The 25,894-nt window shown below is 40.6% G+C and carries 23 protein-coding genes; 11 read left to right on the top strand and 12 right to left on the bottom strand.

All coding sequences use genetic code 11. From position 1 onward, the window contains the following. Positions 1–86 precede the first annotated feature (86 nt). From BGP15_RS12150 to BGP15_RS12140, 3 genes are all read left to right on the top strand, one after another. Positions 87–953, top strand: coding sequence for an AraC family transcriptional regulator (locus BGP15_RS12150; protein ID WP_286769664.1), 867 nt, complete (start codon positions 87–89; stop codon positions 951–953). A gap of 259 nt (positions 954–1,212) precedes the next feature. After that, positions 1,213–1,725 carry a hypothetical protein gene (locus BGP15_RS12145; RefSeq protein ID WP_286769663.1) on the top strand — a complete coding sequence of 171 codons (513 nt, stop codon included), beginning with the start codon at positions 1,213–1,215 and terminating at the stop codon, positions 1,723–1,725. 201 nt (positions 1,726–1,926) lie between these two features. Then, entirely contained in the window at positions 1,927–2,280 is a 354-nt protein-coding gene (locus BGP15_RS12140) for a YtxH domain-containing protein (RefSeq protein ID WP_286769662.1), read from the top strand. 145 nt (positions 2,281–2,425) lie between these two features. Here the strand turns inward: BGP15_RS12140 and BGP15_RS12135 are convergent, their stop codons facing one another. The 5 genes from BGP15_RS12135 to BGP15_RS12115 form a co-directional block, all read right to left on the bottom strand. Then, positions 2,426–3,349: a helix-turn-helix domain-containing protein gene (locus tag BGP15_RS12135; protein WP_286769661.1), complete on the bottom strand. Its 924-nt coding sequence runs from the start codon at positions 3,347–3,349 to the stop codon at positions 2,426–2,428. A 9-nt stretch (positions 3,350–3,358) separates the two neighbouring features. Then, positions 3,359–4,255: an SDR family oxidoreductase gene (locus BGP15_RS12130; protein ID WP_286769660.1), complete on the bottom strand. Its 897-nt coding sequence runs from the start codon at positions 4,253–4,255 to the stop codon at positions 3,359–3,361. A gap of 196 nt (positions 4,256–4,451) precedes the next feature. Beyond that, entirely contained in the window at positions 4,452–6,257 is a 1,806-nt protein-coding gene (locus tag BGP15_RS12125; RefSeq protein ID WP_286769659.1) for an ABC transporter ATP-binding protein, read from the bottom strand. Next, positions 6,257–7,999: an ABC transporter ATP-binding protein gene (locus tag BGP15_RS12120; RefSeq protein WP_286769658.1), complete on the bottom strand. Its 1,743-nt coding sequence runs from the start codon at positions 7,997–7,999 to the stop codon at positions 6,257–6,259. The genes BGP15_RS12125 and BGP15_RS12120 overlap by 1 nt, the downstream gene beginning before the upstream one ends. Before the next feature lie 24 nt (positions 8,000–8,023). After that, positions 8,024–8,845, bottom strand: a complete 822-nt coding sequence (locus BGP15_RS12115) for an SMP-30/gluconolactonase/LRE family protein (RefSeq protein WP_286769657.1) — start codon at positions 8,843–8,845, stop codon at positions 8,024–8,026. A gap of 484 nt (positions 8,846–9,329) precedes the next feature. On the opposite strand from BGP15_RS12115, the gene BGP15_RS12110 reads away from it, so the two are divergent. Next, entirely contained in the window at positions 9,330–10,619 is a 1,290-nt protein-coding gene (locus BGP15_RS12110; protein WP_286769656.1) for a glycoside hydrolase family 99 protein, read from the top strand. A gap of 342 nt (positions 10,620–10,961) precedes the next feature. Continuing rightward, the gene (locus BGP15_RS12105; RefSeq protein WP_286754494.1) at positions 10,962–11,534 is read left to right on the top strand and encodes a glutathione peroxidase; all 573 of its coding nucleotides are present in this window, start codon (positions 10,962–10,964) and stop codon (positions 11,532–11,534) included. Between the two features lie 94 nt (positions 11,535–11,628). Here the strand turns inward: BGP15_RS12105 and BGP15_RS12100 are convergent, their stop codons facing one another. Beyond that, a complete protein-coding gene (locus BGP15_RS12100; RefSeq protein WP_286769655.1) occupies positions 11,629–14,301 on the bottom strand; it encodes a DEAD/DEAH box helicase family protein in 2,673 nt (890 codons plus the stop codon). 615 nt (positions 14,302–14,916) lie between these two features. Between BGP15_RS12100 and BGP15_RS12095 the strand changes: the two genes are divergently transcribed. Continuing rightward, a complete protein-coding gene (locus BGP15_RS12095) occupies positions 14,917–15,372 on the top strand; it encodes a hypothetical protein (RefSeq protein WP_115048137.1) in 456 nt (151 codons plus the stop codon). A 17-nt stretch (positions 15,373–15,389) separates the two neighbouring features. On the opposite strand, the gene BGP15_RS12090 is transcribed toward BGP15_RS12095, so the two are convergent. From BGP15_RS12090 to BGP15_RS12070, 5 genes are all read right to left on the bottom strand, one after another. After that, a complete protein-coding gene (locus tag BGP15_RS12090) occupies positions 15,390–15,989 on the bottom strand; it encodes a DNA-3-methyladenine glycosylase (RefSeq protein WP_115048138.1) in 600 nt (199 codons plus the stop codon). Between the two features lie 273 nt (positions 15,990–16,262). Continuing rightward, positions 16,263–17,987, bottom strand: coding sequence for an NPCBM/NEW2 domain-containing protein (locus tag BGP15_RS12085; protein ID WP_115048140.1), 1,725 nt, complete (start codon positions 17,985–17,987; stop codon positions 16,263–16,265). A gap of 134 nt (positions 17,988–18,121) precedes the next feature. Further along, the gene (locus BGP15_RS12080; protein ID WP_286769654.1) at positions 18,122–18,991 is read right to left on the bottom strand and encodes an alpha/beta fold hydrolase; all 870 of its coding nucleotides are present in this window, start codon (positions 18,989–18,991) and stop codon (positions 18,122–18,124) included. A 233-nt stretch (positions 18,992–19,224) separates the two neighbouring features. Continuing rightward, complete coding sequence (locus tag BGP15_RS12075) at positions 19,225–19,821, bottom strand: DUF4142 domain-containing protein (protein WP_046675942.1); 597 nt, start codon at positions 19,819–19,821, stop codon at positions 19,225–19,227. Positions 19,822–19,909: 88 nt separating this feature from the next. After that, positions 19,910–20,407, bottom strand: a complete 498-nt coding sequence (locus tag BGP15_RS12070; RefSeq protein ID WP_286769653.1) for a DinB family protein — start codon at positions 20,405–20,407, stop codon at positions 19,910–19,912. A gap of 293 nt (positions 20,408–20,700) precedes the next feature. Here BGP15_RS12070 and BGP15_RS12065 point away from each other — a divergent pair, with 293 nt between their 5' ends. Both BGP15_RS12065 and BGP15_RS12060 read left to right on the top strand, forming a co-directional pair. Next, entirely contained in the window at positions 20,701–21,132 is a 432-nt protein-coding gene (locus tag BGP15_RS12065) for a tetratricopeptide repeat protein (protein ID WP_147282023.1), read from the top strand. A 114-nt stretch (positions 21,133–21,246) separates the two neighbouring features. Next, the gene (locus tag BGP15_RS12060) at positions 21,247–22,047 is read left to right on the top strand and encodes an inorganic diphosphatase (RefSeq protein WP_286769652.1); all 801 of its coding nucleotides are present in this window, start codon (positions 21,247–21,249) and stop codon (positions 22,045–22,047) included. 59 nt (positions 22,048–22,106) lie between these two features. Here the strand turns inward: BGP15_RS12060 and BGP15_RS12055 are convergent, their stop codons facing one another. Next, positions 22,107–23,969, bottom strand: a complete 1,863-nt coding sequence (locus tag BGP15_RS12055) for a PAS domain S-box protein (RefSeq protein ID WP_286769651.1) — start codon at positions 23,967–23,969, stop codon at positions 22,107–22,109. 154 nt (positions 23,970–24,123) lie between these two features. On the opposite strand from BGP15_RS12055, the gene BGP15_RS12050 reads away from it, so the two are divergent. From BGP15_RS12050 to BGP15_RS12040, 3 genes are all read left to right on the top strand, one after another. Further along, positions 24,124–24,393, top strand: coding sequence for a cation efflux transmembrane domain-containing protein (locus BGP15_RS12050; RefSeq protein ID WP_286769650.1), 270 nt, complete (start codon positions 24,124–24,126; stop codon positions 24,391–24,393). Further along, positions 24,378–24,683, top strand: a complete 306-nt coding sequence (locus tag BGP15_RS12045; RefSeq protein WP_286709492.1) for a cation diffusion facilitator family transporter — start codon at positions 24,378–24,380, stop codon at positions 24,681–24,683. Before BGP15_RS12050 ends, BGP15_RS12045 begins: the two co-directional genes overlap by 16 nt. Before the next feature lie 262 nt (positions 24,684–24,945). Next, complete coding sequence (locus BGP15_RS12040; RefSeq protein WP_070568567.1) at positions 24,946–25,884, top strand: SPFH domain-containing protein; 939 nt, start codon at positions 24,946–24,948, stop codon at positions 25,882–25,884. The last annotated feature ends 10 nt before the right edge of the window (positions 25,885–25,894 follow it).

Below are 25,894 nucleotides of genomic sequence, written 5' to 3'. Positions count from 1 at the left end.
CTATTTTAACGGAATTTTAAAAAATAAGACTCGATTGCACAACCGTCATTTTAAGTATACGGAACTCAATCGATAAATTTGAGAAATTGAGCGGTACAATGGTAAATGATTACAAAAAATATGAGCTATTTGGAAGACCGATGATGCAGAAAATCGCATTGAAGGCACCATTTACGTTTGAATTTCCAGTAGCGGAACAGGCTTGCTTCCTCTATGTGCTGGAAGGGGAGATGCAATACCAGGCAAATGACGAAGAGCTAACTATTGCGAAACATTATTCCTTATTGCTGAATTGTATTAATTCTGGAAAGCGAATCCACGATGTGAATCCAACGCGTGATTGTCAGCTGTTAATAGTCACTTTTTATCCAGATACCTTGAAGAAAGTTTACGATAGAGAGTTGCCCTCGTTGCTGCTTGAACCTGAAAATATCATTTCAAACCAATCAAAAGAAAAAATTGACAATGATTTCCTGATCCAGAAATATGTGGAAGGCTTGCTGTTCTATTTTGAAAATCCTTCATTGATCAATGAAGATATACTGGTGCTCAAATTAAAAGAAATTATATTGCTCCTGTCCCAAACGCGAAACGCGTCGGTCATACGAGTGATATTATCACAGCTTTTTTCTTCAAATACCTATTCGTTTAAACAGATTATTGAAGCCAATCTGTTTTCCCAATTAACCATTGAGCAGCTTGCGGAACAGAATAATCTGAGTGTTTCTTCATTTAAAAGAGAGTTTGCCAAATTATATCAGGATACACCTGCCAGTTATATCAAAAATAAGAAGCTCGAAAAGGCGGCAGAGCTCCTTTTAGTTTCCGATCAGCGTGTTTCCGAAATTGCCTTTAACTGTGGATTTAACGACCTCGCAACATTTACAAAGAGTTTTAGTGACAAATACCACATATCGCCAACAAATTATCGTCGACAGCTTAAAAGCAACTAAAAACCAATGGTGACTTGTATATAGTATTCCATTTTGATCGAGGGGACCAAGTTTTCTCCAATAAGATTGTAGTCCTGTTTTTTGAACTAAAACATCAAATCTTTGAACGAAATCAAAAAACCATTTTCCTTATTCTATTGCAACTTTGTAGTGTTTCATTAAAGGGTAGTTATTCCATGGACTGTACCGTGAAAGCGTGACAACGACCTTACATTACAGGAACATTTATTTGAAATTATCAACGTTAAAAATAGAAAAAATGAATTTATCAGGTTTAGGAGTTTTCCACACAGTTATTGGTCTTACAGCACTTTTAGGCGCTGTATTAGGATTTATCAGCTATGGTAAGATCAATCTTACAGTATTATCGGGGAAGTTATATTTTTATGCGACAGCCATCACTTCTCTTACGGCATTAGGAATTTCGAAACAGGGCGGCTTCAATGCTGGACATGTTTTTTCACTCTTCATCTTGGTTCTTGTCACGGTAGCCTATTGGCTGCACGCAACGAAGAAAAGTAGTACGAAGGCTCGGTATTTTGAAAATTTTCTATGGTCATTTAGTTTCTTCTTGTCGCTGGTGCCTACTGTTAATGAGACCTTTACCAGAGTTCCGGTCGGACATCCCTTGGCAAAGGATATAAATGATCCAATTATTGGACAGACCCTTCTTGTCCTTTTTGTGCTTTTTATTATTGCAGTCATTTTTCAATACTTCAAACAAAAGAAAATCAACACTGGATTGGGGTCAGAACTGAAAAGTCGAGTGTAGTAGAGCTATTTGATCCAGACCATTTCTGAACGCTCATCTTTAGCGCCTTTCGATTCATATGGTGCCGCAATCTAGTCTGTTGTACATTATTTAAAATATGACAAACTAATGTTTTGCTTTTATTGTTTGCTCTTGTAGAAGTTTAACAATATAATCATTTTGAAATATATGCTTAATTACGATTGTCTAAAGAATTTAAAGATGTGCAACGGAAAAAATAATTCAACGGGATTACTTCTCGCAATGGTGGCGGGAGCAGCAGTAGGTACATTGGTCGGTCTATTAGTGGCACCGAATAGTGGAAAAAAAACGCGGAAAAAAATCAAGGAAAAAACAAGGGACCTCAAAGAACAGGCAAAACACACATACGAAGAAGTAGCCGATAAAGTGAAAGAAGAGTATGATCATGTGTCATCCTCGATTAGCGAAACAGCAGGTCATGTGGCCGATAAGGTCTCAAATGAATTTGATAAGTATAAAGATCAAATAAGTGAAAAGACCGCCGAAGAAACTAAGGCGATTAAAGATACAATTAAAGATCAAAAAGAAAAATAATCTTTGTTGATTCAAACAGCAGACCGGATAATAGCTATTGCTTGGTCTGCTGTTTATTTTTTGATCTCCGCCCCTAAAATTATAATGTCCATGCCCAGATGGACCGTTTTACTGAATTCAATGGTCACGGTTAGCTTTCACTAACTTAGTGAAAGCCCGCTCGAAATTCCAGGGGCGATAGTTTGGTTTTTGTTTTAAACAATTTGCTGAATGACTGTGAATGTTCAAAGCCTAATTCATAAGCGATCTGGCTAACAGAAAGTGCCGTTGTTGACAATTTCTCCTTTGCTTTTTCAATTAGTTTTTCGTGAATATGCTGTTGGGTGCTTTGTCCCGTCAGTACCTTAAGCAAACTGCTCAGATACTTAGAGGAAATATTTAAGCTATCTGCAATATATTGAACGGATGGAAGCCCCTGTGCGATCAGGCTCTCTGTCGAAAAATAAGCATTCAGCAGTTCTTCCAAGCGATTTAAAACCTGATGATTGGCTTTCTCGCGCGTTAGGAATTGTCGGTTGTAAAAACGCTCCGAATAATTCAGTAATGTTTCAAGGTTTGATACAATGATGTTCTTGCTGAATTTGTCCATATTTGCTCGATATTCCCGTTGGATATTTTCAATAATATCATTTAGTGTTTTCTCTTCACTGTCTGAAAGAAATAAAGCTTCATTTGCCGAATAATCGAAGAATTCATGCTCTTTAATAGTTTTCGCTAATGTGGTATTCCATAAAAAGTCCGGATGAATAAGCAACATCCACCCGCTTCGGTTGACGTTGGCAGCAGCGTCATTTTCTTCCAGTTTCAGCAATTGATTGGGCGACATAAAGCCGAGCACACCATTGTCAAAATCAAAGAGCTGCTGCCCATAGCGCATTTTGCCTGTGATGCCTCTTTTATTGGAAATGACATAAAAATCAAACAATAAGGCCGAAGCATCATCCAAAGGAGAACGTTTCATCTTTGAATAGTCCACAACACTAAGCAATGGATGCTCTGGCTGTGGCAAACCTCTTAATTGATGAAATTCACTGATCGTTTTTATACGCTGTGTTCGACTTTGTGGCATATAACAAATTTATAAATAATTTTGCTGAACATCGTCCAATAAACCGATCTGCTTAGGCGACCAATTTAATTGCTGCTGTGTCTCAAAACTTGTCGCCGGGCTATCGAAGGTGATGAAATGGCTCAGCCATTGGAAATGTTTAACCATATCTTCACCCTGTAATGAAGTAACAGGCAGATTTAATTTCGTGCCGATCAGTTCAGCAATTGCGCTGATTTTAATGCCGGTTTCACCAATAGCGTTGTACAATGCACCAATTTCGGCCTTCTCGGCCGCCTGGCAAAAAACTTTTGCGGCGTCCAAGCGATGAACCGCTGGCCAACGATTGTTTCCATCTAAGGGATATGCCGAAACACCATGATTGCGCGCAAATTGGATCAGGCTTGATGTGAAGCCTGCCATAAAGCCAAGATCACTGCTGCCATGAACAGAGGGTGGTAAGCGAATCACTGAAGCATGGACACCTTTTGCTGCCAGGGACATTGCCGCAGGTTCTGAACCTCTTGGTGAATTTAGGAGGGTACTTTCTTCGGTGACGAACCCATTGATAAGGGGTAGACCCAAAGTTCCAGCTGTAACGACAAGCGGTTTTTGTGTACCAAGCAGCTCTTCGCCCATGGCATTGATCGCATTGATATCAATTTCGGCAGCTTTTGCATATTCATTTGCAAACATTAGATCGTGGGAAAATCCCGTATGGATGACGGCCTCGGCGTTTGAAGCGGCTTGTTTTAATATATCCAAGTGTTGAAGATCGCCACGGATTACCTGAGCACCTAAATTGGTGATTATTTCTGCTGATTTTTCTGAGCGTGCTAAACCAGATACTTGATGTCCCGCATCGATCATTTCTTGAACAACTGCTGAACCTATGAAGCCCGAAGCTCCAGTTATAAATACTTTCATAATCTTTTTTTTCTTGAGACAAAGTTCTGTGTAAAGTTGACGGCAGATGTATCCAAATGTCAGAATGTTGTAGCCATCTTTCAGAAAATCGATGATCTCGTATTTTGCAAGCCGCGGTACTTTTCAAAAAAGATCCTCTGCCACGAAATAAATACAGTATTCACGAAATAAGCAGGGTGTTAAAGCTTCGGGATGATCAGTCAAACTGTCCCATATACAAACGATAGTATTTACCTTTTTGCTTTAGCAATTCTGTATGTGAACCGAACTCGGCGATTCTCCCTTTTTCGATCAGACAGATGACGTCGGCATTCTTGATGGTCGAGAGTCTATGGGCAATGACGAAGCTTGTTTTGTTTTGCATTAACCGGTCAATACCTTCCTGAATAGCGATTTCAGTTCGTGTATCGATCGAGCTGGTCGCTTCATCCAATATTAAGATTGGCGTATTGGCAATAGTTGCCCGGGCGATGTTAATTAACTGCCGTTGTCCCTGACTCAGATTGGCTCCATCATTGGTCAATTCGGTTTTATACCCTTGTGGCAATTGCATGATAAAGCTATCCGCTGCGGCAAGCTTCGCTGCCGCTATCACTTCATCATCTGTTGCGCTGAGCCGGCCATACCGGATGTTTTCCATAACCGTATCGGTAAACAAATGGGTGTCCTGAAATACAATAGATAGTTTTTTACGCAGTTCATTGCGGTCCAGCTTAAAAATCGATGTCTTATCTAACAGAATATCCCCGGATAGCAAAGGGTAGAAGCGAGGCAGCAAATTGATAATTGTCGACTTGCCAGCACCAGTTTCACCCACAAAAGCGATCTTTTGACCTGGTTTTACGTCGATGTCGATATCAAATAAAACCTGTTTTTCCGGTACATAACCAAAATTTACATGCGATAGTGTCACTTGGCCCTGCACCGGTGCCGGCATTGGCTGCGGATCGACGGTTTCACTTTCAGGAGCCGTGTCAATAACGGCAAAAATACGTTCTGCGCCCGCCAACGCTGCCTGTAGGCTATTGTATTGACTGGAAATCTCATTGACAGGCCGTCCAAATTGCCGTGCATACTGTAAAAATGCAGTTAATCCCCCTAAATCGAATCCACGTGTGATCACTAGAATACCACCTGCGATGGTAGTCAGCGCGTAGTTAATGGTGCTCATATTCGCCATCAAAGGCATCATCATGCCAGAATAAAACTGTGCCTTTGTTGCTTTTTCCCGGAGCACTTGATTAAGCTGTTCAAATTGTTCGATGGCGGCGTTTTCGTGCCCGAAGACCTTCACCACTTTTTGTCCGCTGATCATTTCCTCTACATAGCCATTGGCATTGCCGAGTGCAGCTTGGTTGGCGGCAAAAAAACGCTTGCTTTTGTTGATGATCAGTTTTGCCAGATATAACATCAGGGGGATCATGATCAATGCAATAATAGATAAGATAGGGCTGATATATACCATGAGCGCGAGTGTTCCCAACAAGGTAATTGAGCTGATTAAAAGTTGTGTAATGCTATTGTTTAGGGCGTCGCTTACGGTATCCATGTCATTGGTGAAGCGACTCATCAGATCACCATGTTGATGGGTATCGTAAAACTGCAAAGGTAGGTACTGCATGCGGTCGAACAGCTCATTTCGGAGGTTGGAAATCGTTTTCTGTGCAACTTTTATGGTCAGCCGGTATTGCAACATGTTGAAAATTCCTGTAGCGATATAAATTCCGATCATGACGAGGGCGATATGTCCTAGACCAACAATATCTTTTTTAAGTACATAATTGTTGATTGCAGGCCGTAAAAGGTAGTTGCCCGCTAGTGTTCCCGCAGTTCCCAGCAAAAGTGAAATTAAAATCAGCAGGAGCATCAGCCGTTGCGAAGACAGGTAGCGCATCAATCGCCATAGAGCCCTAAATCCCTGTTGAGGCTTTTCATTTTTAATGCGTCTTGAACTTCCGGGACCGGGTAAACTCACGGGGATGGATTTGTTTGAGGTACTCATTAGGCTTCTTCTTTTTGCAGGTGTTGGGACTGATAAATTTCCTGATAGATGGTATTTGTTTGCAGAAGTACCTCGTGTGATCCGGAACCGACAATGCGGCCTTCTTCCATGACCAATATCTGGTCGGCGTGCATGACGCTTGAAATACGCTGTGCAATAATCAATTGTGTGGTATCCTGCAGATAATTTTTTAAACCTTCACGTATTTTCCGGTCGGTGTCGATGTCCACAGCACTTGTACTGTCGTCCATAATTAAGATTTTAGGTTTCTTCAATAAAGCCCTGGCAATACGTATGCGTTGTTTTTGTCCTCCCGAAACATTGACGCCTCCTTGTCCTAGTAGCGTGTGATATCCGGCGGGGAAGGAGCGTATAAAATCGTCTGCACAGGCAGTCCTGGCAGCAGCATAAATATCCTCATCCGTTGCCTGCTCATTTCCCCATTTGAGATTTTCTAAAATAGTTCCTGAAAAAAGTTGATTTTGCTGCAAGACAATCGCAATCTCGCTGCGCAGTTCCTGTAGTTGGTAATTTCTGACATCGATGCCATCGACCAACACGCTACCTTCAGACACATCATACAGTCGTGGGATTAATTGTACCAACGTGCTCTTTCCGGAACCTGTGCCACCTATGATAGCTAAGGTACTCGCAGGCTTCACGTCGAAGCTAATGTTGTCGAGGTTGGGTTTCGCACTTTGTTTGTTGTACCGAAAAGTGACTTGCTGAAAGGCGATCCGTCCTGCTGTGATAGCGTCTCTGTTTTGGAGACCTTCCACCGTATCCGATAAGGAAGGCTGTTTCTCTAAAACTTCTTCAATTCTATCACCCGAAGCGATTGCCCTTGAAATCATCATGAAAGTCAATGAGAGCAACATCAAAGAAATAAGGATCTGCGTGATATAACTTAGAAAGGACATCAGTCCACCAAGCGCAAGCGTTCCGGTCATTACTTTCTGTCCGCCAAACCAGGTCACGGCAACAAGCGACAAGCCCATCACCAATTGCATAACAGGCATAATAAGGACAACGATGCTTGAAGCTTTGGTCGCAACATCCATCAGGTCGAAATTGACTTTGTCGAATTTCTTTTTCTCAAAATCCTGGCGGACAAAAGCTTTTACCACCCGCACATTGAGTAGATTTTCCTGCACAACACTATTGACACGATCGACCGCCTGCTGCATCTTGATAAAAAAGGGGAGCCCTTTGCGTAATAATATGAAAATGCTTAAGGCTAATATAGGCAACGCAATGGCCATCACGATGGACAGATCCTTATTTATAGAAACCGCAAAGATAATGGCAAAAACCATCATAAGAGGTGCCCTTAGGAGCATACGCAGGCACATCATCATGACTTGCTGCATCATATTGGTGTCGTTGGTGAGCCGCGTAGTAAGCGACGCCGAACTGAAATAATCGGTATCCGCAAAAGCAAAAGATTGTATTTTTCGAAACAGGGCAGTCCGGAGATTCGTCGCAAAACCCACAGATGCATGTGCAGAGTAATAGATGTTGCACAAATTGGCAACGATGGCAACGATGGCTAACCCGATCATGGCCAATCCAATTTTCAAAATGTAGTTGATATCTTTATGCAAGATTCCGTCATCGACAATAATAGACATTAGACGAGGTTGTACAATTTCGCAAAACACATCAATTACAACGAAAAAGGGAATAATCAAAAAAGCCTTTCTAAATGACTTGGTATAAGGGGTAAACGTGGAAAGCTTCATCTACTTGTATATCCATTAAATCATTTAGTCCAGTTTGTATGCCTGAACGCTGTTACTCCTAACGGTAGGCACATAAAGCATACCCGAAGATTTGTCGTAACCGATATCGGCAGCATTTATCTTCTTGTCCCGTGTATCAAGCAATACCGTATTGGAGCCGTCAGGTTTGACATGATAGATCAGTCCTTGCCAGCCCGAAATTACAAATTCGTTGGGTTTAATTTGTACGACACCGTCCAATCCACCTTCCATACCTTTCGATATTACAGTGGTATTTTTATCCTGATCTATCTTAACAAGAGCACCATCCGATAACACATACAAGTCTTTGCCGACAGCCAGCAGTCCGTTTGCACCTTTGAGATTTTCGGCATATAGCATAGGGGCGTCATTTTCAATGCGATATACTTTTCCAAGTCGCGTATCACTCACATAAACAATACCCTTTGAGTCAACTGTAATGTCATTGAGCAGCTCAGCACCATCGATGGTAATTCTTTTAACGATGCTTGCTTTATCTATATCGATGACGGCAATCGATTTAGCGAATGCTTCCGCTGCATAGAGCCGGTTTTTGTAGATTCCTATGCCCAAAACAGCATTTAATCCTGTCACCCAATCTTTTTTGATAAATTTTCCGTCCATATCCAGTTTACTGATGAATGCAGTTGTGTTAGGTTCGAAGGCAATCGTATTTGAAACATAGAGTACTTTGTTTTTGGCATCTACCCAAACGGACTCTGGAGATCTTAGGGTAGTGTCCGATTGCCATTGAGGCGTTAAAGACTTCTGTCCAAACAGGACTTGTACAAACATGATAAGGGTTAATGTTAACGTAATTTTCATAGAAAATCGGATTGGTGTTTATATTAGTTTAATTTATTCGAGTTAAAAAACGACTACTCAAATGAACTTTTGGTCTTCTGTTAAAGAATAAATAGTTGTAGTCAAAAAAACCGACCATTGAGCTCCTTTAATATACAGCATTTAGATCGTATTGTTTTCTTTTTTCGAAAGAAAACCCTATCAGATCGCTTAGATCAATACTTCTTTATAGATAAATTGCTGTAATATTTCTTTTCAATATACGGCAAAATTGCTTTAGGCCCACCAATATATTTATAAATAATTTTTCGTTTCATACCGATTTATAGAAGCTATTAATTTCTTGTTAATAGTTCATTAATGGTACCTCATAACTTTGATTTCGAGAATAAGCCCAATAAAATTTTTGGCCTTTCAAAACAGCGAAGCAGTATGGGCACCAGCATTGAAATAAACCAATATGTATAAACCAGTTTCAACCATTTATAAAAAAAATCACTTGATTATGAGTATTAAAAAGCAAACAAAATTATGTGCGGTCTTCTTGTTGGCAACTTTGCTGGCGTCCTGTTCGAAGAGCGAAAAGATGATGGAGCAACCGCTCCCGAAAGAGGAGGCCAAAAAGGCAAATGGCAATAATGCAGTTTCCGCGACAGGCGATGTTGTTGGCCAGATTACTGTGGGATACCAGGGCTGGTTTTCCTGCGCTGGCGACAATTCTCCCATGGGAACACATTGGTGGCACTGGACCGAGGCCTGGCAACAGACGCCGTCCCAGGGTAATTTCCATATTCCTTCTTGGCCCGACAATAGTGAATACCAAAAAAAATACAACAGCAATTTACCGGCGTTGGGCAATGGTTCACCTGCGTCTTTGTTTTCTTCATTTGACGATCAGACAGTCAATGTCCAGGTTAAATGGATGAAGGATTATGGTATCCACACGGCGGCATTGCAGCGATTTAATCCCACAGGGATAGAAGGTCCCATTCGCAATGCCATTACCGCTAAAGTTAAAACTGCCGCCGAGCAACACGGTGTCAAATTTTATATCATGTATGATGTGTCGGCCTGGGTTAATATGCAGGCTGAGATAAAAAATGATTGGCTAAATCTAATGAAACAATATACTCAGTCTCCAGCCTATGCCAAACAGAATGGCAAGCCTGTGGTCGGTATTTGGGGATTTGGTTTTAATGACAACAACCACCCCTGGTCGGCGGCCGTCTGTCTGGATGTGATCCAGTGGTTTCGCGACCAAGGCTGTTATGTCATGGGCGGCACGCCAACACATTGGAGGCTGGCACAAGCAGGGGGAGATTCGAGGCAGGGCTACATCGACGTTTACAAAGCATTTGATATGTTGTCGCCTTGGATGGTAGGACGTATCGGAACCATTGCAGACGTGGATCATTATGCACAGCATATCCAAAATGCTGATCTACAGTTTTGTAATTTAAATAACATAGACTATCAGCCCTGTGTATTGCCGGGCTCACTGCAGGAGGGGCAAAGAAAACATGGTGATTTTATGTGGCGACAATTCTATAATCTGACTTCGCTCGGTGTCAAGAGTATGTATGTGTCTATGTTTGATGAGTACAACGAATCCAATCAGATCGCGAAGACTGCTGCAACCCAACAGGATGTTCCGGTTGGGCTGGGGATTAAATCCATGGATGAAGATGGGACTGCTTGTTCTTCGGATTACTATCTCCGGATCACAATGGACGGTGGAAAGATGCTAAAGGGACAGATACCGCTGAACCCAAATAGACCAACCTCCCCACAATAAGTCAACTTTTAACGAACACAATTGGTTTATATAGTTTAATAGTGCGGCCGAATCTTCGTTATGAAGATTCGGTTTTTTATAGGGTTTTATTATCCGATCAGAAAAGCACTTTTCATTTTCAATTCAGACTTTCTTTAGTAACTTTAATCTATGATGAACGTTGCGCTTACCGTTTATAAAACTTCGCAGCATACGTTTTGTCTTGTACAGCGTTGGTCGGCAAGGTTGTCATGTACCATCCTTGGTCCTAGGTCCAAGGGTATTCATCGACCTAAATTCAGACGATGTTGGGGTGGTTTCGTGTAGCTATAGATTGTCATGTTTCAAAAAAAAATAAAAAAAATGCTCTTTATAATTTTATTCATCGTGGCGGTAGTCGCCGCAGGTGTAGCCTATTATTTATTCACCAATGGTAATGTTAAAGTAGATATGGCCTTGAAGTCAGCTACGCTATATGATTTTAAAGTGAAGGGGTTGGATGGCTCGTCCATCGATTTTGCGCAGTTTAAAGGTAAAAAGATACTTGTTGTAAACACCGCTTCTAAATGTGGATTTACACCACAGTACGAGGGACTCGAACGCTTGTATAAAAGATTTAGTGATAAGTTGGTCATTGTAGGTTTTCCATCAAATGATTTTTTAGACCAAGAACCTGGTAAAGATGCCGAAATAGCTGCTTTTTGTCAACGGAATTACGGCGTAACTTTTCCGATGGCAGCAAAGATTGATGTTAAAGGAAAGCGGCAAGCGCCTATTTATCAGTGGTTAACAAATAGAAGCTTGAACGGCGTAGAAAGTTCTGCTGTCCTGTGGAATTTTCAGAAATATCTGATCGATGAAAACGGCAGGCTTATCAAGCATTTTCCTCCAAAAACAGATCCCGAAGATCCAGCAATTGTAGCGCTGATCGATTAGTTAGACAGCGTTCATTCAACTTTCTTTAAACAGTTGAAAGTCCGCGGTAGTGGCTGGCTGCAGAATGGGAGAAATTCTTTTTTAACTTATTTCTTCACCGCCACTTGCTTACCTGCAGTACTTTTTCATCCAGCTGCGCAGCCAATGATTTCACCCGCGCTTTTAAGATCAATTTTCTACCAGCAATTGTTCGGGTAAAAATTAATTCACAATTCCCTACATGTGCTTCCCACTGATTGCTAAAATATTCGGCGAATTCTTTTTTGCGTGCCAGCAGTTCCGGAACAGCATGATAATCTTCCTGCTTGACAAAAAAAGCAAATTTATTCTTCCTGACAATCACATAACGCGGATTATTGATCGGTGCAATAATCTCTTGTAATGCATTGATAAATATGGATTTGTCGAATGTTGTACCCCCTTCTAAATGGCAATAAACGGCACCGGAGCGGTCAACTTGCGTTTCCACGCGCACTTCGTTTTGATCAGCCCGTATGATATGTGCTTTTAACAAGCTATTTAAGAGCGCAGAACTCACTTGGTTCAGATCTTTGGAAATATCGCGATATTTCAAATATAGTCTGAGTGATTTGATCGTATTTCTTCCGAAAAGCAGCATTCCTACTGCACTCAAGCTGGCGATGTAAATATAAAAATCTTTCAGGCTTTGCATATTTTTTAATGCCCTAAAAAATCCTTGAACGTTGTCAAGTCCAAAACTTAGCCAGGCAGCGCCCACTGTCGCCAGTACATTTCTAATTGTTTTGTTGAGATACAACGATTTTACCCGTTGATAATCTTGTTCTTCCGCAAAAGGTATCTTGATCTCCTCGACGAGATTCACTCCTTTGGTAAGCGCATCATTCCACCGCTGCCTGAGGTTTACCCGATTGGCAGCAAATAGTAGCATTTCCGCATTTTTCCGTGAAATTTCCCCAACGTTGTTTATGTTTTCAGGTAGATCAAAACGGCCTATACCATTTTCAATTTCAGGTTCTTGTCGCAGCGAGACGCCGACAAAACTTTTGAACCGTCGTTTTAGTAATTTAAGGTCATCACCACCCGTTGCCGAGGTAGAGTCAGCACATACCAAATGCCAGATATTTGCCGTTTTATCCTTATTGCCCTGTTGCGCTCTAATAGCCCGACCGCGCATCTGATTGGAAAGTACAAATGAGCCAACAAAACTCGCTAAAATCAACGCATTGATTGCCGGAGCATCCCAGCCTTCACCTAGCAATGATTTGGTCCCCAGTAGGACTTCAATTTCTCCAACCTGGAATAGCTGTGTGACAATGTGAACAATATCGTGTTTAAGACCCTCCGTCTGGTTTATTAAAAGGTAATTTGCATCAAAAGGAACAGGGCTCGTAGAGCTGTCAAATATACCATATCTAGCAGCAGTAGTTTGAAATGCTGAGTAAGCACTGGCCGGAATAATGATCATGGATCCTGTAAGCACAGCGATTTTCTTATTATTCTTATTTTCCCGTCTTAATTTTTCGAAAATAGGGATGACACCTATTTTGTTCAATTCAAGCGTATTGTGGTCGGTGTTTACATAGAATTCTTTTCGGATGAAATCCGAGAGGACGACCAGCCGCAGGTCTTTCCCCAATTTTTCATATTCAAAATCCACAATCGCGGTAATAGCGTCCATTTTACTGATACTGGATGTTAAATATTGTCGGACACGGCTATTTTGGGAAAAGTTTACCTGTTTTCTTTCCATGGCACCGTGCCGTTGTAATTTATTTTCCAGCGCGCTTCGATGTTCTGCAAATGCATTGAAATGCACTTTTTCCTGATGTAGGTAAAATTCAAGTAGAATTTCGAGCCATTCATAATCCAGGTGAGGTATTTTAAAATCTTTGCCACCGATGATTTCCATATGGAGCTCGGGAATTGGGATTTGGTTGGCATGGAGAAAAATTAAGCATGCCGAGTAATATTTCAAGTTATTATAGACCCAGTCGAGATCATCCATCGGGTTTAGCCATATCGGATGATTTTGGATCCCCTGAAGTACGATTTCGTCCGTGCCTAATTCCTTAAATAGCTTAAGCATACTATCCCTGTAATCGGCAATAAACTGTCTTTCCTTTTCGCTGGGATTGGTGAAATAGATATAATCCTGATGCGGACATAGATCACCTTCAATGACAAGTTCGGGGACCGAAATTTCCGCATCTATGGGGCCGTTGAGGTCCATATAGCGCTGCCATTCTGTTGGAGAGACATCGTAAGGGGGAGTCGCTGTTAGGCCAACGATCGTCGGGTTCAGCTTTTTCTTGATATTAATTAATGTATGCCACCACTCATTTTTAAGATGGTGTGCTTCGTCGACGACAATTGTACCAATTTTTTGGGATTTCAATCCTTTTAGGATAAAGTCAAGGTTTGAATCTGCTCCCTTTGGATCTTGATCACTGCAGGCAGCATGCATTCCCTGATAAGTCGCTACAGTGATAAATTTAGGATTTCGGATATCCCTGGAGATCCAGTCAGGCACGGTATCCGATGGAAGAAAAAGTTCACAAAACCGTTGTATCCATTGGTTACGGATTGCACGTGTCGGTGCGAGAATTAGCGTTGGTTTATTGATGCGTATAGCAACTTCAAGCCCCAGGACCGTCTTACCTGAGCCGGGAGGCGCCACGACATGTAAATGACCATCTTTAAGATGCTCCTGTAATTCCTCAAGTACCCGTAATTGGTACTTACGCCATGGATATTTGAATTTAATTGCTTTAGGGTACTCAGTCAATAGATTCGGATAATTTAAAATTTACACCATATTGCAGCGCAATATACCAATTTAGTTGAAATTACGATTTGTTGGAGAGGCTTGTGAAATTACCTCTATTGACCTCGAATTTAGGCGACGATATGGAGACTATGTTTTTTTTAAGTTAAATATTGTATATGCTTGCCGAGGGAAAAAAACAACCATTTTATCCACGATAGAGATACTTTCATAGTGCGGTTAAAGCACTTTCAAGGCACTAACCCCTTGTACCCGAACAGTGCTATATCCGTGCTTTATCTGTGCTTAGCATGTGCTTCATCTGTGCTTGATCTGTACAGCCTCCAAAAATGGGCTCTTTTTAAGCCCTGAATTTCAGCAGGCGGTTAATTAAAAGTTAAAAATAAGCAGGATGGATTTTGGCTCCGTTTTGTCTGCTGTTAGGCTTATTGGATGGCATAATAATTACTATTCGCCGAGATTGACTTTATATTCGTGTATCAGTCCCAGAAAATAACTTGATATCTTTGTAAGCTTACTTGAAGGAGTTGTCAATGCATAAACAAAACGTTATCTCGGTTATATTATTCATAAAACCAAGAAATCAGCAAAAGCAATTGTAAAATACGAAGTAATATGGGAAAAATTATATTCAGATTTTGGTTGGTTAATGTATTGATAAGTGTCGCGCTATTTGTACTGTACCGACTTGTTATCGCAGAGACGGATACGGCTGCTACGGGATTTCTCGAGACAATCATCGTTATTCTGGATATTATTGTCAATTTGGGTTTTTCAACAATTTATCTTTTCGCGGTGATTTTATGTTCCTTACTATTTTTTCTAAATCATATCGAAAAAATTCGCCGTAATAAAGGATTATCGTTTTTGACATTTTCGGGAATACCGGCTGTTTGCCTGATCTTACTGATCATTTATATTTTGGTTGGATTTTATAAATATCATATGGTTCTTGACCCGTTAAAAATGCTGCTTCTGTTCTCCGTTATTTATCTAGCCAGCACCATCTTAGAATTTATCTTGTTCCGGAAAATAATCAAAAAACAGCAGGCTGACCCAAAAGTTCAGTAATAAACCGCATTGTTATGTTATCCGTTCCTGGCGTATCTACTGTCCTTTACAAAAAAACGCAGGGGTAGGACTGCGTGCTCCTGAGCATAAGCGATACCGATTCGTGCTGCTTTTCCGATTTGTGCTGAACTGTATTTTATTCCCTGATCTTCAATCCATATGCTATCACCGGTCAATAATACGCCATTAAATGAGGCGTCAATTCCCAAAGCTTTAGCCGTAGATCCCGGTCCGTTGGAGAAGGAGGGTTTTTCGGGCCGCACAGGTCTCCGCAATGCCATTACGTCAATGCCAACCAACGGTTCAATCCCTCTAATTAGAACGCATTGGGGATCGTCTGCTCCAGAAGTCACAATATTCAACAGATGGTGAATACCATAACAGAGGTATACATAGGCGACGCCACCTTCCTTGTACATCGGCTCGGTTCTCGATGTTCTCTTTCCGTTAAATGCATGGGATGCTTTATCCATAATGCCAAAGTAAGCTTCGGTCTCGACAATTCTACCCGCTGTTACCAGGCCATCTTTTTGCGTATAGAGAACTTTTCCTAACAGATCTTCCGCCAGGAATATGGTATTTGTATTAGTATAATAAGATTGAGGTAGTTTAACCATTTTTTATCCTTCAAACTGTCAACGATTATGTTCGTCGCATAACGGTGATTAAATATAGGGAAAATCATTTGATTCGCTATTCATTAGCAAATCAAATGATTTCAGGGCTTATATTCAGGAGCAGATGAAAAGCCTGTTTATCCTAATTTTCATGAGGCCTAACAGCCGCAATCAGTAGATATAGCAGTGAGATCAAATTGTTTGGCGAGCTCCGGGAATATATAACCTTCTGGAAATACCTTTGCGAACTTGATAAATAGTGGTCGTCGTTGTTTATTTTATAAGACATGGGTTGCACCAAATTGACCAGGCATTAAAGTTGTTGCCGCTTTGATCTTGCGTAAGAAGCTCAAGATGATCGACACCTGTGATATCAAGATCAAAAAGATACTGTTCGTTGGGTTTGACGTTATGGGAAGAAAGGATTTTCCCATTACCACGGATGATAAATTGAATGCCTTCTGGTTTTTGTGAGCCGTCGCGTAAAGCTGCGATGATCTTTAATTGTCGCCACTTTTTTGCAAGCTTGTACTTATACAGGGATGGTGCATGGGCATATAATCCTTTGCGATATACTTTAGCGTTGTTTTCTAGAAAAAATAAAGCATTAGATTCTGCTGTGTAATAATTTCTCGCTGGGTTTTCCCAACCTACATAAGCTTCTTCCCATGCTGCCTCAGAAAGAAAGATACTGTCCTTTTTTATGGTTCTAAGGTTGATAGGGTGGTCGTCCTGCAACAATTGATTTAAGACACTCAACTTGGCTTGTTTTTGATTATCCAGGCTGTCATTTTCTACTACTCTAATCAGGTCATTGACGGTAGCCTGACCAAAATTGTTAAGGGTTAGGAAATCTCCTTCTTTACTATGGCTAACCATTTTTCGGTATTCTTTAACTGATCCGTTGTCGAATAAAAATAGCATTCTTATTTCATAGGGTATATTGCCTTCAAAAGGAGCAATATCAATTTCTACAGAATTGCTCTGATTGACTACAGCGGTAAAGCTGTTGCTCAAATACTCTGAGATATTATAAGGGCGGATCAGTGCTACAACGCCACATGGTACTGTACCTGCACGGTACTGAACCTTTAATTTTGTCGTATTTTCAGCTTGAAATAGCGTAAATGATTGTAATAGGAATTCGTTTTTTTGTAGGATAGGTTTTGGTCGCTGTGTAAATATGGGATGACTACTTAGTTGAAAAACTGAGGCTTTGGAAAATTTAGCTGATTTTAAACCACCCCATTTTTCGACTTTGTAGTGCCTGCTACCATGTTCTCCCATTAAGGAAATCGTGTTTGGATTGAACTCATTTGGAAAACCATGATCGTGTGGTAATCCAAATAGGTGGCCCATTTCATGTGCTATCCCACCGAGGTACCAACTGTTGAACTCTCCTACAGTAGATTCTTTATTTGTGGCAAACATCTCTGTAAAAGTTATTTTGGTGCTTGCATCCGTGAGTAATGCCGGATCTAGCAATTCGCAGTCGGCAACCATGCACAAGCCCGAGGAAGCAGAGCCCCTGCCATAGTATGGCGAATGAAAGACGTAGGTCCCATTTTCATCTTTATGGCTTAAGGCAGTAATAATAAGGATATGTTCGGTATTTGGATTGATAGCAGGCGTCAGTTTCTCGAAGATTTCATTTTCTATTTCACGCCCTGAATTTATTGTATAATCATTTGAGGGTTTCGACCCTTGAACCAAGTGGTACCGATAACCCGAATCGTCTGCCTCAAAAGGGATACCATCACTTTTAAACCCCGAATTTCCAAGCTCAGTTTTGTAATAGGAGGAGATGTCCTTCAATGTTCGGTCGAGACGATTTTTCCAATCGGAAGACAGTTTTGCGTCAGCAGGATAAAAATAAACAACCTTAACAGTATGAAGCAGTTTATTTTTATTTGTTGAGATTGCTCCTTGAGCGAATTGGTTAAATGTTAATAGTAAAATAGACAGCATTATCCAGAGGAAGTTTGGCTGACGTTTCATACATGGTGAATATACAATCGCTATTGATTTCAATTAGGTTTAATCTAGGTTTTATATTATCTATACACTAAGTTAAATAAAATCAGAATGGTTTTCTTCAATAATATGCATAAGTTCTTCTCCCTCTACAGGACTTATTTTAAAAAGCTATTCAGATAACCTAAAATGCTACCAGTTTGGCCTATCAGGCTGACGTGGCTTTGTCCTGGGATAATAGCTAATTGGGACTTCGGCATTTGTCCAAAGTCACCAACCACTTCACCGCCCAATAATTGATATGTTTTTACCAGCTCGATCTTGTCTAGACCGTCGTTGTCTCCAGCAATCAAGAGTACAGGTGAAGATATTTTGGCAATATTTGCGTCTCCCAGATCATATGGTTGCTGTGCCAATGAGATCATCTGTTCCAAAAATTTTGTCCACTTTGTTTTGTCGGGAGCAACGGCTTCATAGGCTTGCTGCATCGGACTATTTTCAAATAGTGCTGGTTTCATGTTCTGGAAGGCTTTGTTAATTTCCGGCATCCATCCCTTACTTTTATAGGTAGCAGAAATAATGACTAATTCATCTAAACGCTTCGGATACTGAATGGCAAATTGGTAGGCTACTGCCCCTCCAAAGCTGTAGCCAAGCACTGCAGCATGTTCAATTTTCAGATAATCCATCACTTTGGCAACATCAGCTGCAAGTATGGCGTGGTCAAATTTTCTATCAGAATAGGGTGAATGGCCATGGCCCTGCAACTCAATGGCGATGACTTTCCTGTTTTTTGACAGTTCGGGTATGAGCTGACTCCAGTTTGTGCTGATGGTCATAAAAGCGCCGTGTAATAATACAATCGGTTTTCCAGTACCATAAACTTCATAATATACCTTGCTGTCCTTAAGGTGTACTAAACCTTGAGCCGAGGGTTTAATTTGGGCATAAGATTGCATAACAGTAATCATCATAATGATATAAAGTAATGATTTAAAAATAGTATTGGTTTTGATACGTGTGTTCATAACGAATTTATTTAAAATGTACATGACAAATATCATTACGATTTCCCAGGAAAATACTGTGAAAATACGACAAATATAGGGGCGATTGCGTCAGAAACGCAAGCAGACAGTTCGTTAAAAAAAGATCGGAGCGCGATAATACCCGAGGAGAGGATTTCGTATCGCTGGGGCAGTTGAGGTGTAATTAAAAAAGACAGGGACCAATATCCTATACCAGCCCCTGTGTTTTGCTATTATTTCAACTTATCTTTTACACTTTTAGCATGATCTAAGTGGTTTCTAAGTGTTGGTAGAGTTTTATCTACAAACGCTTTCAGCTCGGTATCTTTAAGATTTTTACTAGCGTCCTCAAACAGCTTGATATCCTTTTCATGGTCTTTAACCATATCTTCGATATACGATTTATCGAAGTCTCCGGGCGACTTTTTGGACAATTCATCCTTCAAATTTTGCTCATCTGTACCCAAGGTGGCTGGTAGCGTGATATTTTTTGCTTGTGCAAGTGTTGCAAGTTCATCATTTGCTTTGGAATGATCTTTAACCATCATTTCGCCGAAGGCTTTTACATCCAGATGCTGGCCTTTTTCCTTTGCCAGTTTTCCAAGTTCTACCTCAGCCATGCCACCGTTCGCTGCTTCAGTAACGAATTTTGCATCGTCTTCACTGACAGCAACAGGCGTCGTTGCCGTATTATTATCGTCTATGTTTTCTGGTGCTTTTGTTTCGTTGATACTGTCTGCTGTTTTTTTGCTGTCGTTATTTGCATTGCCGCAACTTTGGACAGCAACAATAGAAAATGCAATTGCTAGGGTCAAAAATATTCTTTTCATGATCTTATGAGTTTTGATTTCTAGATAAACAGTGGTCAAAACAGTATCGTTTCAAAAAAATGACCAACGCAACTATCTCATATTACATTCACGTGTTTTTTAGCTTCAAAAATTTAATAGTGATACCCAGCTGACCCAGGTGGTAAAAATCGTGATGGATAAGGCCTGTCAGGAGGTATTTGAGGTTATGCGGGAAATCAGGATTCGCATGTTTATAGGGTTGTTCGAGGAAGGAATCGTGTTTGCCGTTGAGAAAGTGAATAACGTGTCGCTGACTATCCCAGAAATCTTCCAACAGCTTTTTCCAGCCTGTTGTCTTCAGTTCGTCATTCGTTCGCCAATTCCTAGCTTCGTTCATTTCGAGTCCCCGTGGATTTCCCTTCAAACGGCTCAGAACCTCCTTACGCCATTCAATGAGATGCGACATCAGTTCCGCTACACTGTGCATTTCTGGGATAGGACGCTCATAAACAGATGATTCGGTCACCGTAGCTAATTTTTTTTCAAAATTTTCATCGATCCATAGATCGGCGTGCTCCACATCCTTTAATTGCTGAATGATATCTTTTATCAGAATAGTGCTCATAATGACTTAGTTTTAAAATGATTAAGTTTGAGATTTTAGAAAGTAAACCGAACTATACAGGAATTAGTTTTAACCAATTGTGTATTCGTTTAAAATGCTAACCTCGTACTGAAGAATTTCAGCTAGCAACGCTGGAATAGTTGCGGGGTGAAAAGGTTCTAGTTAGGATGTAATCAGTAGACAAACTATTATTTGCTGAATCTTGTCCTTCTATCGAGATTCCCTAGGAAAGGCAATCGCTTTATGATCCGGGCTCATACCCGCGTTTTATGGTCTCGAACAATCGTATTGAAATGGCTGATCAAAGATCCACAGCACGTCTGTCTATCAACGAATTAATGAAACAGGCTAAATTGTTAGAATCCGAAGGCAAATTGGAGGATGCTGTCAAAAACTATCATACAGTTATCGCAAAGGATAAGCTGCATACCGCTGCATATAATCGGCTCATGATTGTATATCATAGGCAGAAAATGTACAAGAAAGAGCTAAGTACCATAAAGAAGGCACTCGCTGCCTATGAAAATGATCTGTTGAAAGATCAGCGCAAATGGAAGAAGCTGAACGGTGGGTCAGCGGACTTAAGTCAGCGTTTGGCCAAAGTACTGGGATTAATGCAGGAGGATGGCCTTCCAAGATATGAAGAACCGCAAGTCATGGCCTGGAGAAAGCGTTTGGGAAAGATAGAGCAATCTATCAAAAAGGCAAAAGGTGTAAAGACCTAGACGCTTTAAATTTGTTATAAAATCGTAAACGAAATTGTAGATGCTACTGTTCACTATAAAACTCATTAGTTTTAATAAGTCGATATTGAGCCGAAACCCATTTTATAAATGACGATGAAATACATATTCTGCACGGTTGAAACACCCAAAAATTCAAATGCTAAATACAACTATGAGCCAAAATGTGGCGGATTTGTTCTAGCAAAATACCTTCCTTTGGGCTCAGTTTTCCCCTATGATTTCGGTTTTATCCCGGGCACGGTAGGAGAGGATGGTGACCCTTTGGATATTATCGTTATTTCGGAACAAGGGACGTTTCCTGGCTGTATATTGAAATGCAGAATAATTGGTGCAATAAAGGCGATACAGCAGAATAAAGATGGCGAAACTGTAGAAAATGACCGGTTTTTGGTTGTGCCAGAGGCTTCAGCCGTCTTTGGTCACATTCATCGTGTCGCCCAATTGCCTGAAACCGTGCTCGATGAACTGCAACAGTTCTTCATAAATTATAATAAACAGGAAGGCAAAAATTTCCAGCCTTTGAAAATTCTAAGTGCTAAAGATGCATGTAAGGCAATAGAAAAAGCAAAAAGTAACAGTCAGCCCATCAAAAAAATTGAACTTTTTCTTCCACTCTACGATGCGTCGGGAACACCCTTCTCCGCTCAACTATTTCAGGATATTAGGAAGCAGCTCATTAAAGACTTTGGCGGGATAACAGCTTATACGCGTGCCCCTGCCATTGGTATATGGATCGATCCTAAAAAACAGTCAATTAAAGACGAGAATGTGGTTTATGAAATCATGGTTGCTGAAATCGACTATGCCTACTGGAAACAATTCAAGAAAAAACTCGAATTACAATTTGCCCAGAAAGAGTTAGTTATTAGACAAAGTGAGGTCGGGCTGCTCTAGTCGGTATATTAATACTGTAGATCTGCTGGAATGTAGACCTAGTAGGCTTATTGATTTATTTAGTTTGAAGCGTAGGTGAACGGAAAATCAAAATAGAAAATAGATCCCTTATCCTTGGCGCTTTGAACGTGTATCTGTGAACCATGTTTTCGCAGGATTTCTGCGACCAAATATAGGCCGATGCCAAATCCAGATATGTTAGAAGTATTTAGGTTATCCACCCGATAGAATGATTTAAAAATATTTTTTTGATGTTTGGGCTCGATTCCAATCCCTTCATCCTGAACATATATACGTACTTTTTCGCCTATTATCTGCGTGCCAATAATAATCGTTCCGCCGTGGGGAGAGTATTTTATGGCATTGTTAAGTAAGTTGGCAAAAACCTGATCCATTTTGGGCCAGTCAGCTAAAATATGAACGGTAGGATCGCAACGCAGTTCAATGCTGTGCCGATTCGTTTCCAAATCATTAATACAGTCCTGCATTAATTTGTCAAGCTGAAAAATGGTTTGGTGAAGTTGCAATTTTCCTTCGTCTACCTCCGTTATACTTAGAAAATCCGCAATCATGAGCATCATTTTTCTTACTTGGGATTCGATCTTAGTTCCTATCTGGGCACTTTTTTCACCAAATATAGTTGCATGCTGTTGCATCATCTGCGCACTCATCAAGACTGTGGTGAGCGGTGTTTTGAGTTCGTGGCTTGCTACGGATATAAACGTATTTTTTCGCTTCTCTTCCTGCTTTTTTTCGCTGATATCCCGTGCAATTTTTGATACACCAATGATCTCGCCGAGATCGTTTTTTATGGGGGATATCGTCAGCGACAAATCGACCAATTTGCCTGATTTTGTCTGCCGAACAGTTTCAAAATGCTTGATGGAATGTCCCATGCGCATTCGCCCCAGGATATAATCTTCTTCAGAATGCCTATCTCGTGGAATTAATTTTAGGATGGACTGACCGATCATTTCCGCATTTGAATAGCCAAAAAGATTCGTCGCAGCGTCGTTCCAGCTGGTTATAATACCGTCTAGTGTCTTTCCGATAATCGCATCGTAGGATGAGTTAACAATGGCTGCGAGTTCGGCACTTTTTTCTGTCGCTTTTTTCTGATCTGTCACATCCATAAGCGCTCCGATAATCCTGCGCGATTCTTTGCTGCCGCTAAAGAAAGCCGATCCCGTGATTTTTACAAAGGCAATCCCATGTGTGATAGGTCTTATAATGCGGCAGGTAAACTCAAAATGGCCGTCCATTTTATTTTCGCTCAGCCCTCTCATTTGCTGGAAAATAGCGGGTTGATCTTCCGGATGGATGAGCGTTATCATCGCTTCTTTCTTTTGGATTGGGGCAGAAAGTTCCAAAATTTCTTGAGCCTGTGGGGAAAGTTGAACTATTCCTTTCGCAGCGTCCCAATCCCAGGTCCCAAGTCCGGTAGAGGCGATGGCAAGGCGAAGTCGCTCTTCCTTCTCCTGCAGGATTGCTGTGAGTTTATCTCTTCTTTTTTCTGCAAGTACGGCTTCCGTAACATCTTTGGTAAAACACATCGAATGGACAAATTCGTCATCCTTCATCAAAGCACTGGAATTTATAACAACATGCTTTATATCTCCATTTTTGCACCTCAGACTTGCTGGATAATCCTCCACACGTTGATTATTTAAAAGCATGTGTAGGATTTTCGAAATGGTATCCTGATCTGTGTGAAAGTCTGCAATGGGGAAACCAATATATTCTTCCTTACGATAACCAAGAAGGTCAAGTTCAGCTTGATTGGCCCAAATAATAACCCCTTCCCGGTTAACCCAATGTAGTGCTAGAGATGCACTGTCGATAAAGTCAGTTAGTTCAGTAATCCGGTTGTTGAGCTCGAGATTTTCAATTCGTAATTGTTCTATTTGTTCGGAGCTGTTCATAAAGATGTCGTATGGTGTTATAAAGACAATTATATGGATATAAAACTACTTTAAAAAAGGTAAAAGTACGGGTCATCTTAATGATAAATAACAAAAATCGCACTAAACCATGTTTGAAGCTATTTAAAGCAAACAAAAATTGGGTGACGGCAGTTTGAAAATAATAGTATCGAATAATTTTAAGTATAATATTTCATGGCGGACAGCAAAAAATAGAGGCTATTATATCATGGACAATAATAAAACATCAATTTACAGTGCCCTTGCTGCCAATCTACTGATAGCGCTGACCAAATTTATCGCCGAATCTTTTACCAACAGTTCTTCTATGATTTCTGAAGGAATTCATTCCACAGTTGATACGGCTAATCAGCTGTTGATATTATATGGATTGAGGATGGAGCAGCAGTGGCGGGACTATTGATTGTCATGATCCTCATGTCGCTAAGCCATTCCCTGCAGATTCCCGAATTGGATGGATTAGCTTCTGTAATTGTTGGGGTGCTGTTGGTTTTTGTTTCGTTTATTCTCGCCAGGGAAAGTCGGAGCTTGCTGTCTACCTATCAGTCTCCTGAAGACGTTATATTGATGCTTATCATTGATTTTAAGGATGATCTTGATACAGAATATATTACCGAAGCAATTACCCGCATCCGTACACGCATTAAAACCGAATTTCAATTTATCCATTATGTCATTATCCAACCAGAATAAATATTAAACGCCAATTAACCTTGATAGCTATTTTAATAGCAGCGGCTTCGTTTTGAAAGTGAGCTTTTGCAAGGACATCGCGGGGGGCTTATGCCAAGATTGCAAAGAACACAGCTTTGGCTAGCACAGTAAAATGTAGCGTTGGGCTATCTTTAGGATGGATAACCGAGTTTCGGAACTTTATCGAAAAATTATGTAAGAAGTAGAAGAATGACAATGTAAACGTGTAAGTTTGTAGATCACCAATATTAAATTTAAGGTTATGCTATATTTAGGAATTTTGGTCTTTTTTGGACTTATTACATTATTTGCTTCATTTTATACGGTAAAGCAAGAGTCTGCGGCCGTGATAGAAAGGCTGGGTAAATTTTTAAAAGTAAGTCATGCCGGTTTGCATTTAAAAATTCCATTTTTGGATCAGATCGCTAAGCGGCTGAATCTTAGGATAAAGCAATTGGATGTCATAATTGATACCAAAACATTGGATAATGTTTTCATTAAGATGAAAGTTTCTGTTCAGTATCAGGTAATCAGAGATAATGTAAAAGACGCGTATTATCGTCTGGAGAATCCCGAAAATCAGATTACATCGTATGTTTTTGATGTTGTGCGTGCTGAAGTTCCAAAAACAAAATTAGATGATGTTTTTGTAAGAAAAGACGATATTGCCATTGCTGTAAAAAGTGAATTGCAGGATGCGATGCAAAGCTACGGTTACGATATTATCAAAGCATTGGTGACAGATATTGATCCTGATGAACAGGTGAAACATGCTATGAACAGAATCAACGCTGCTGAACGCGAGAAAACTGCCGCAGAATATGAGTCTGAGGCACAAAGAATACGAATTGTTGCCGTTGCAAAAGCTGAAGCAGAATCTAAAAAATTACAGGGGCAGGGGATTGCAGACCAGCGAAGAGAGATTGCGAAGGGACTGGAAGAATCGGTAAAAATGCTGAATGCGGCCAATATCAATGCACAGGAAGCTTCTGCCTTAATTGTCGTGACGCAACATTATGATACGCTGAATGCCATTGGAGCAAATAGCAGAAGCAATTTGGTCTTGCTTCCAAATTCACCAACAGCAGCAAGCACTATGCTGAATGATTTGGTAGTTTCAATGGCCGCAGCACAAAAAATTGATGGGCATACTAGTGCGCAATTGCCTGAAATTCCTAAAGATAGCAGTCGGCAGGAATAAAACAAAGGTA

The sequence above is a fragment of the Sphingobacterium sp. 40-24 genome, from assembly GCF_001899705.1.
Lineage (GTDB): Bacteria > Bacteroidota > Bacteroidia > Sphingobacteriales > Sphingobacteriaceae > Sphingobacterium > Sphingobacterium multivorum.
The sequence above is the reverse complement of the archived record's forward strand: the minus strand, read 5'-3'. Positions and strand labels throughout refer to the sequence as shown.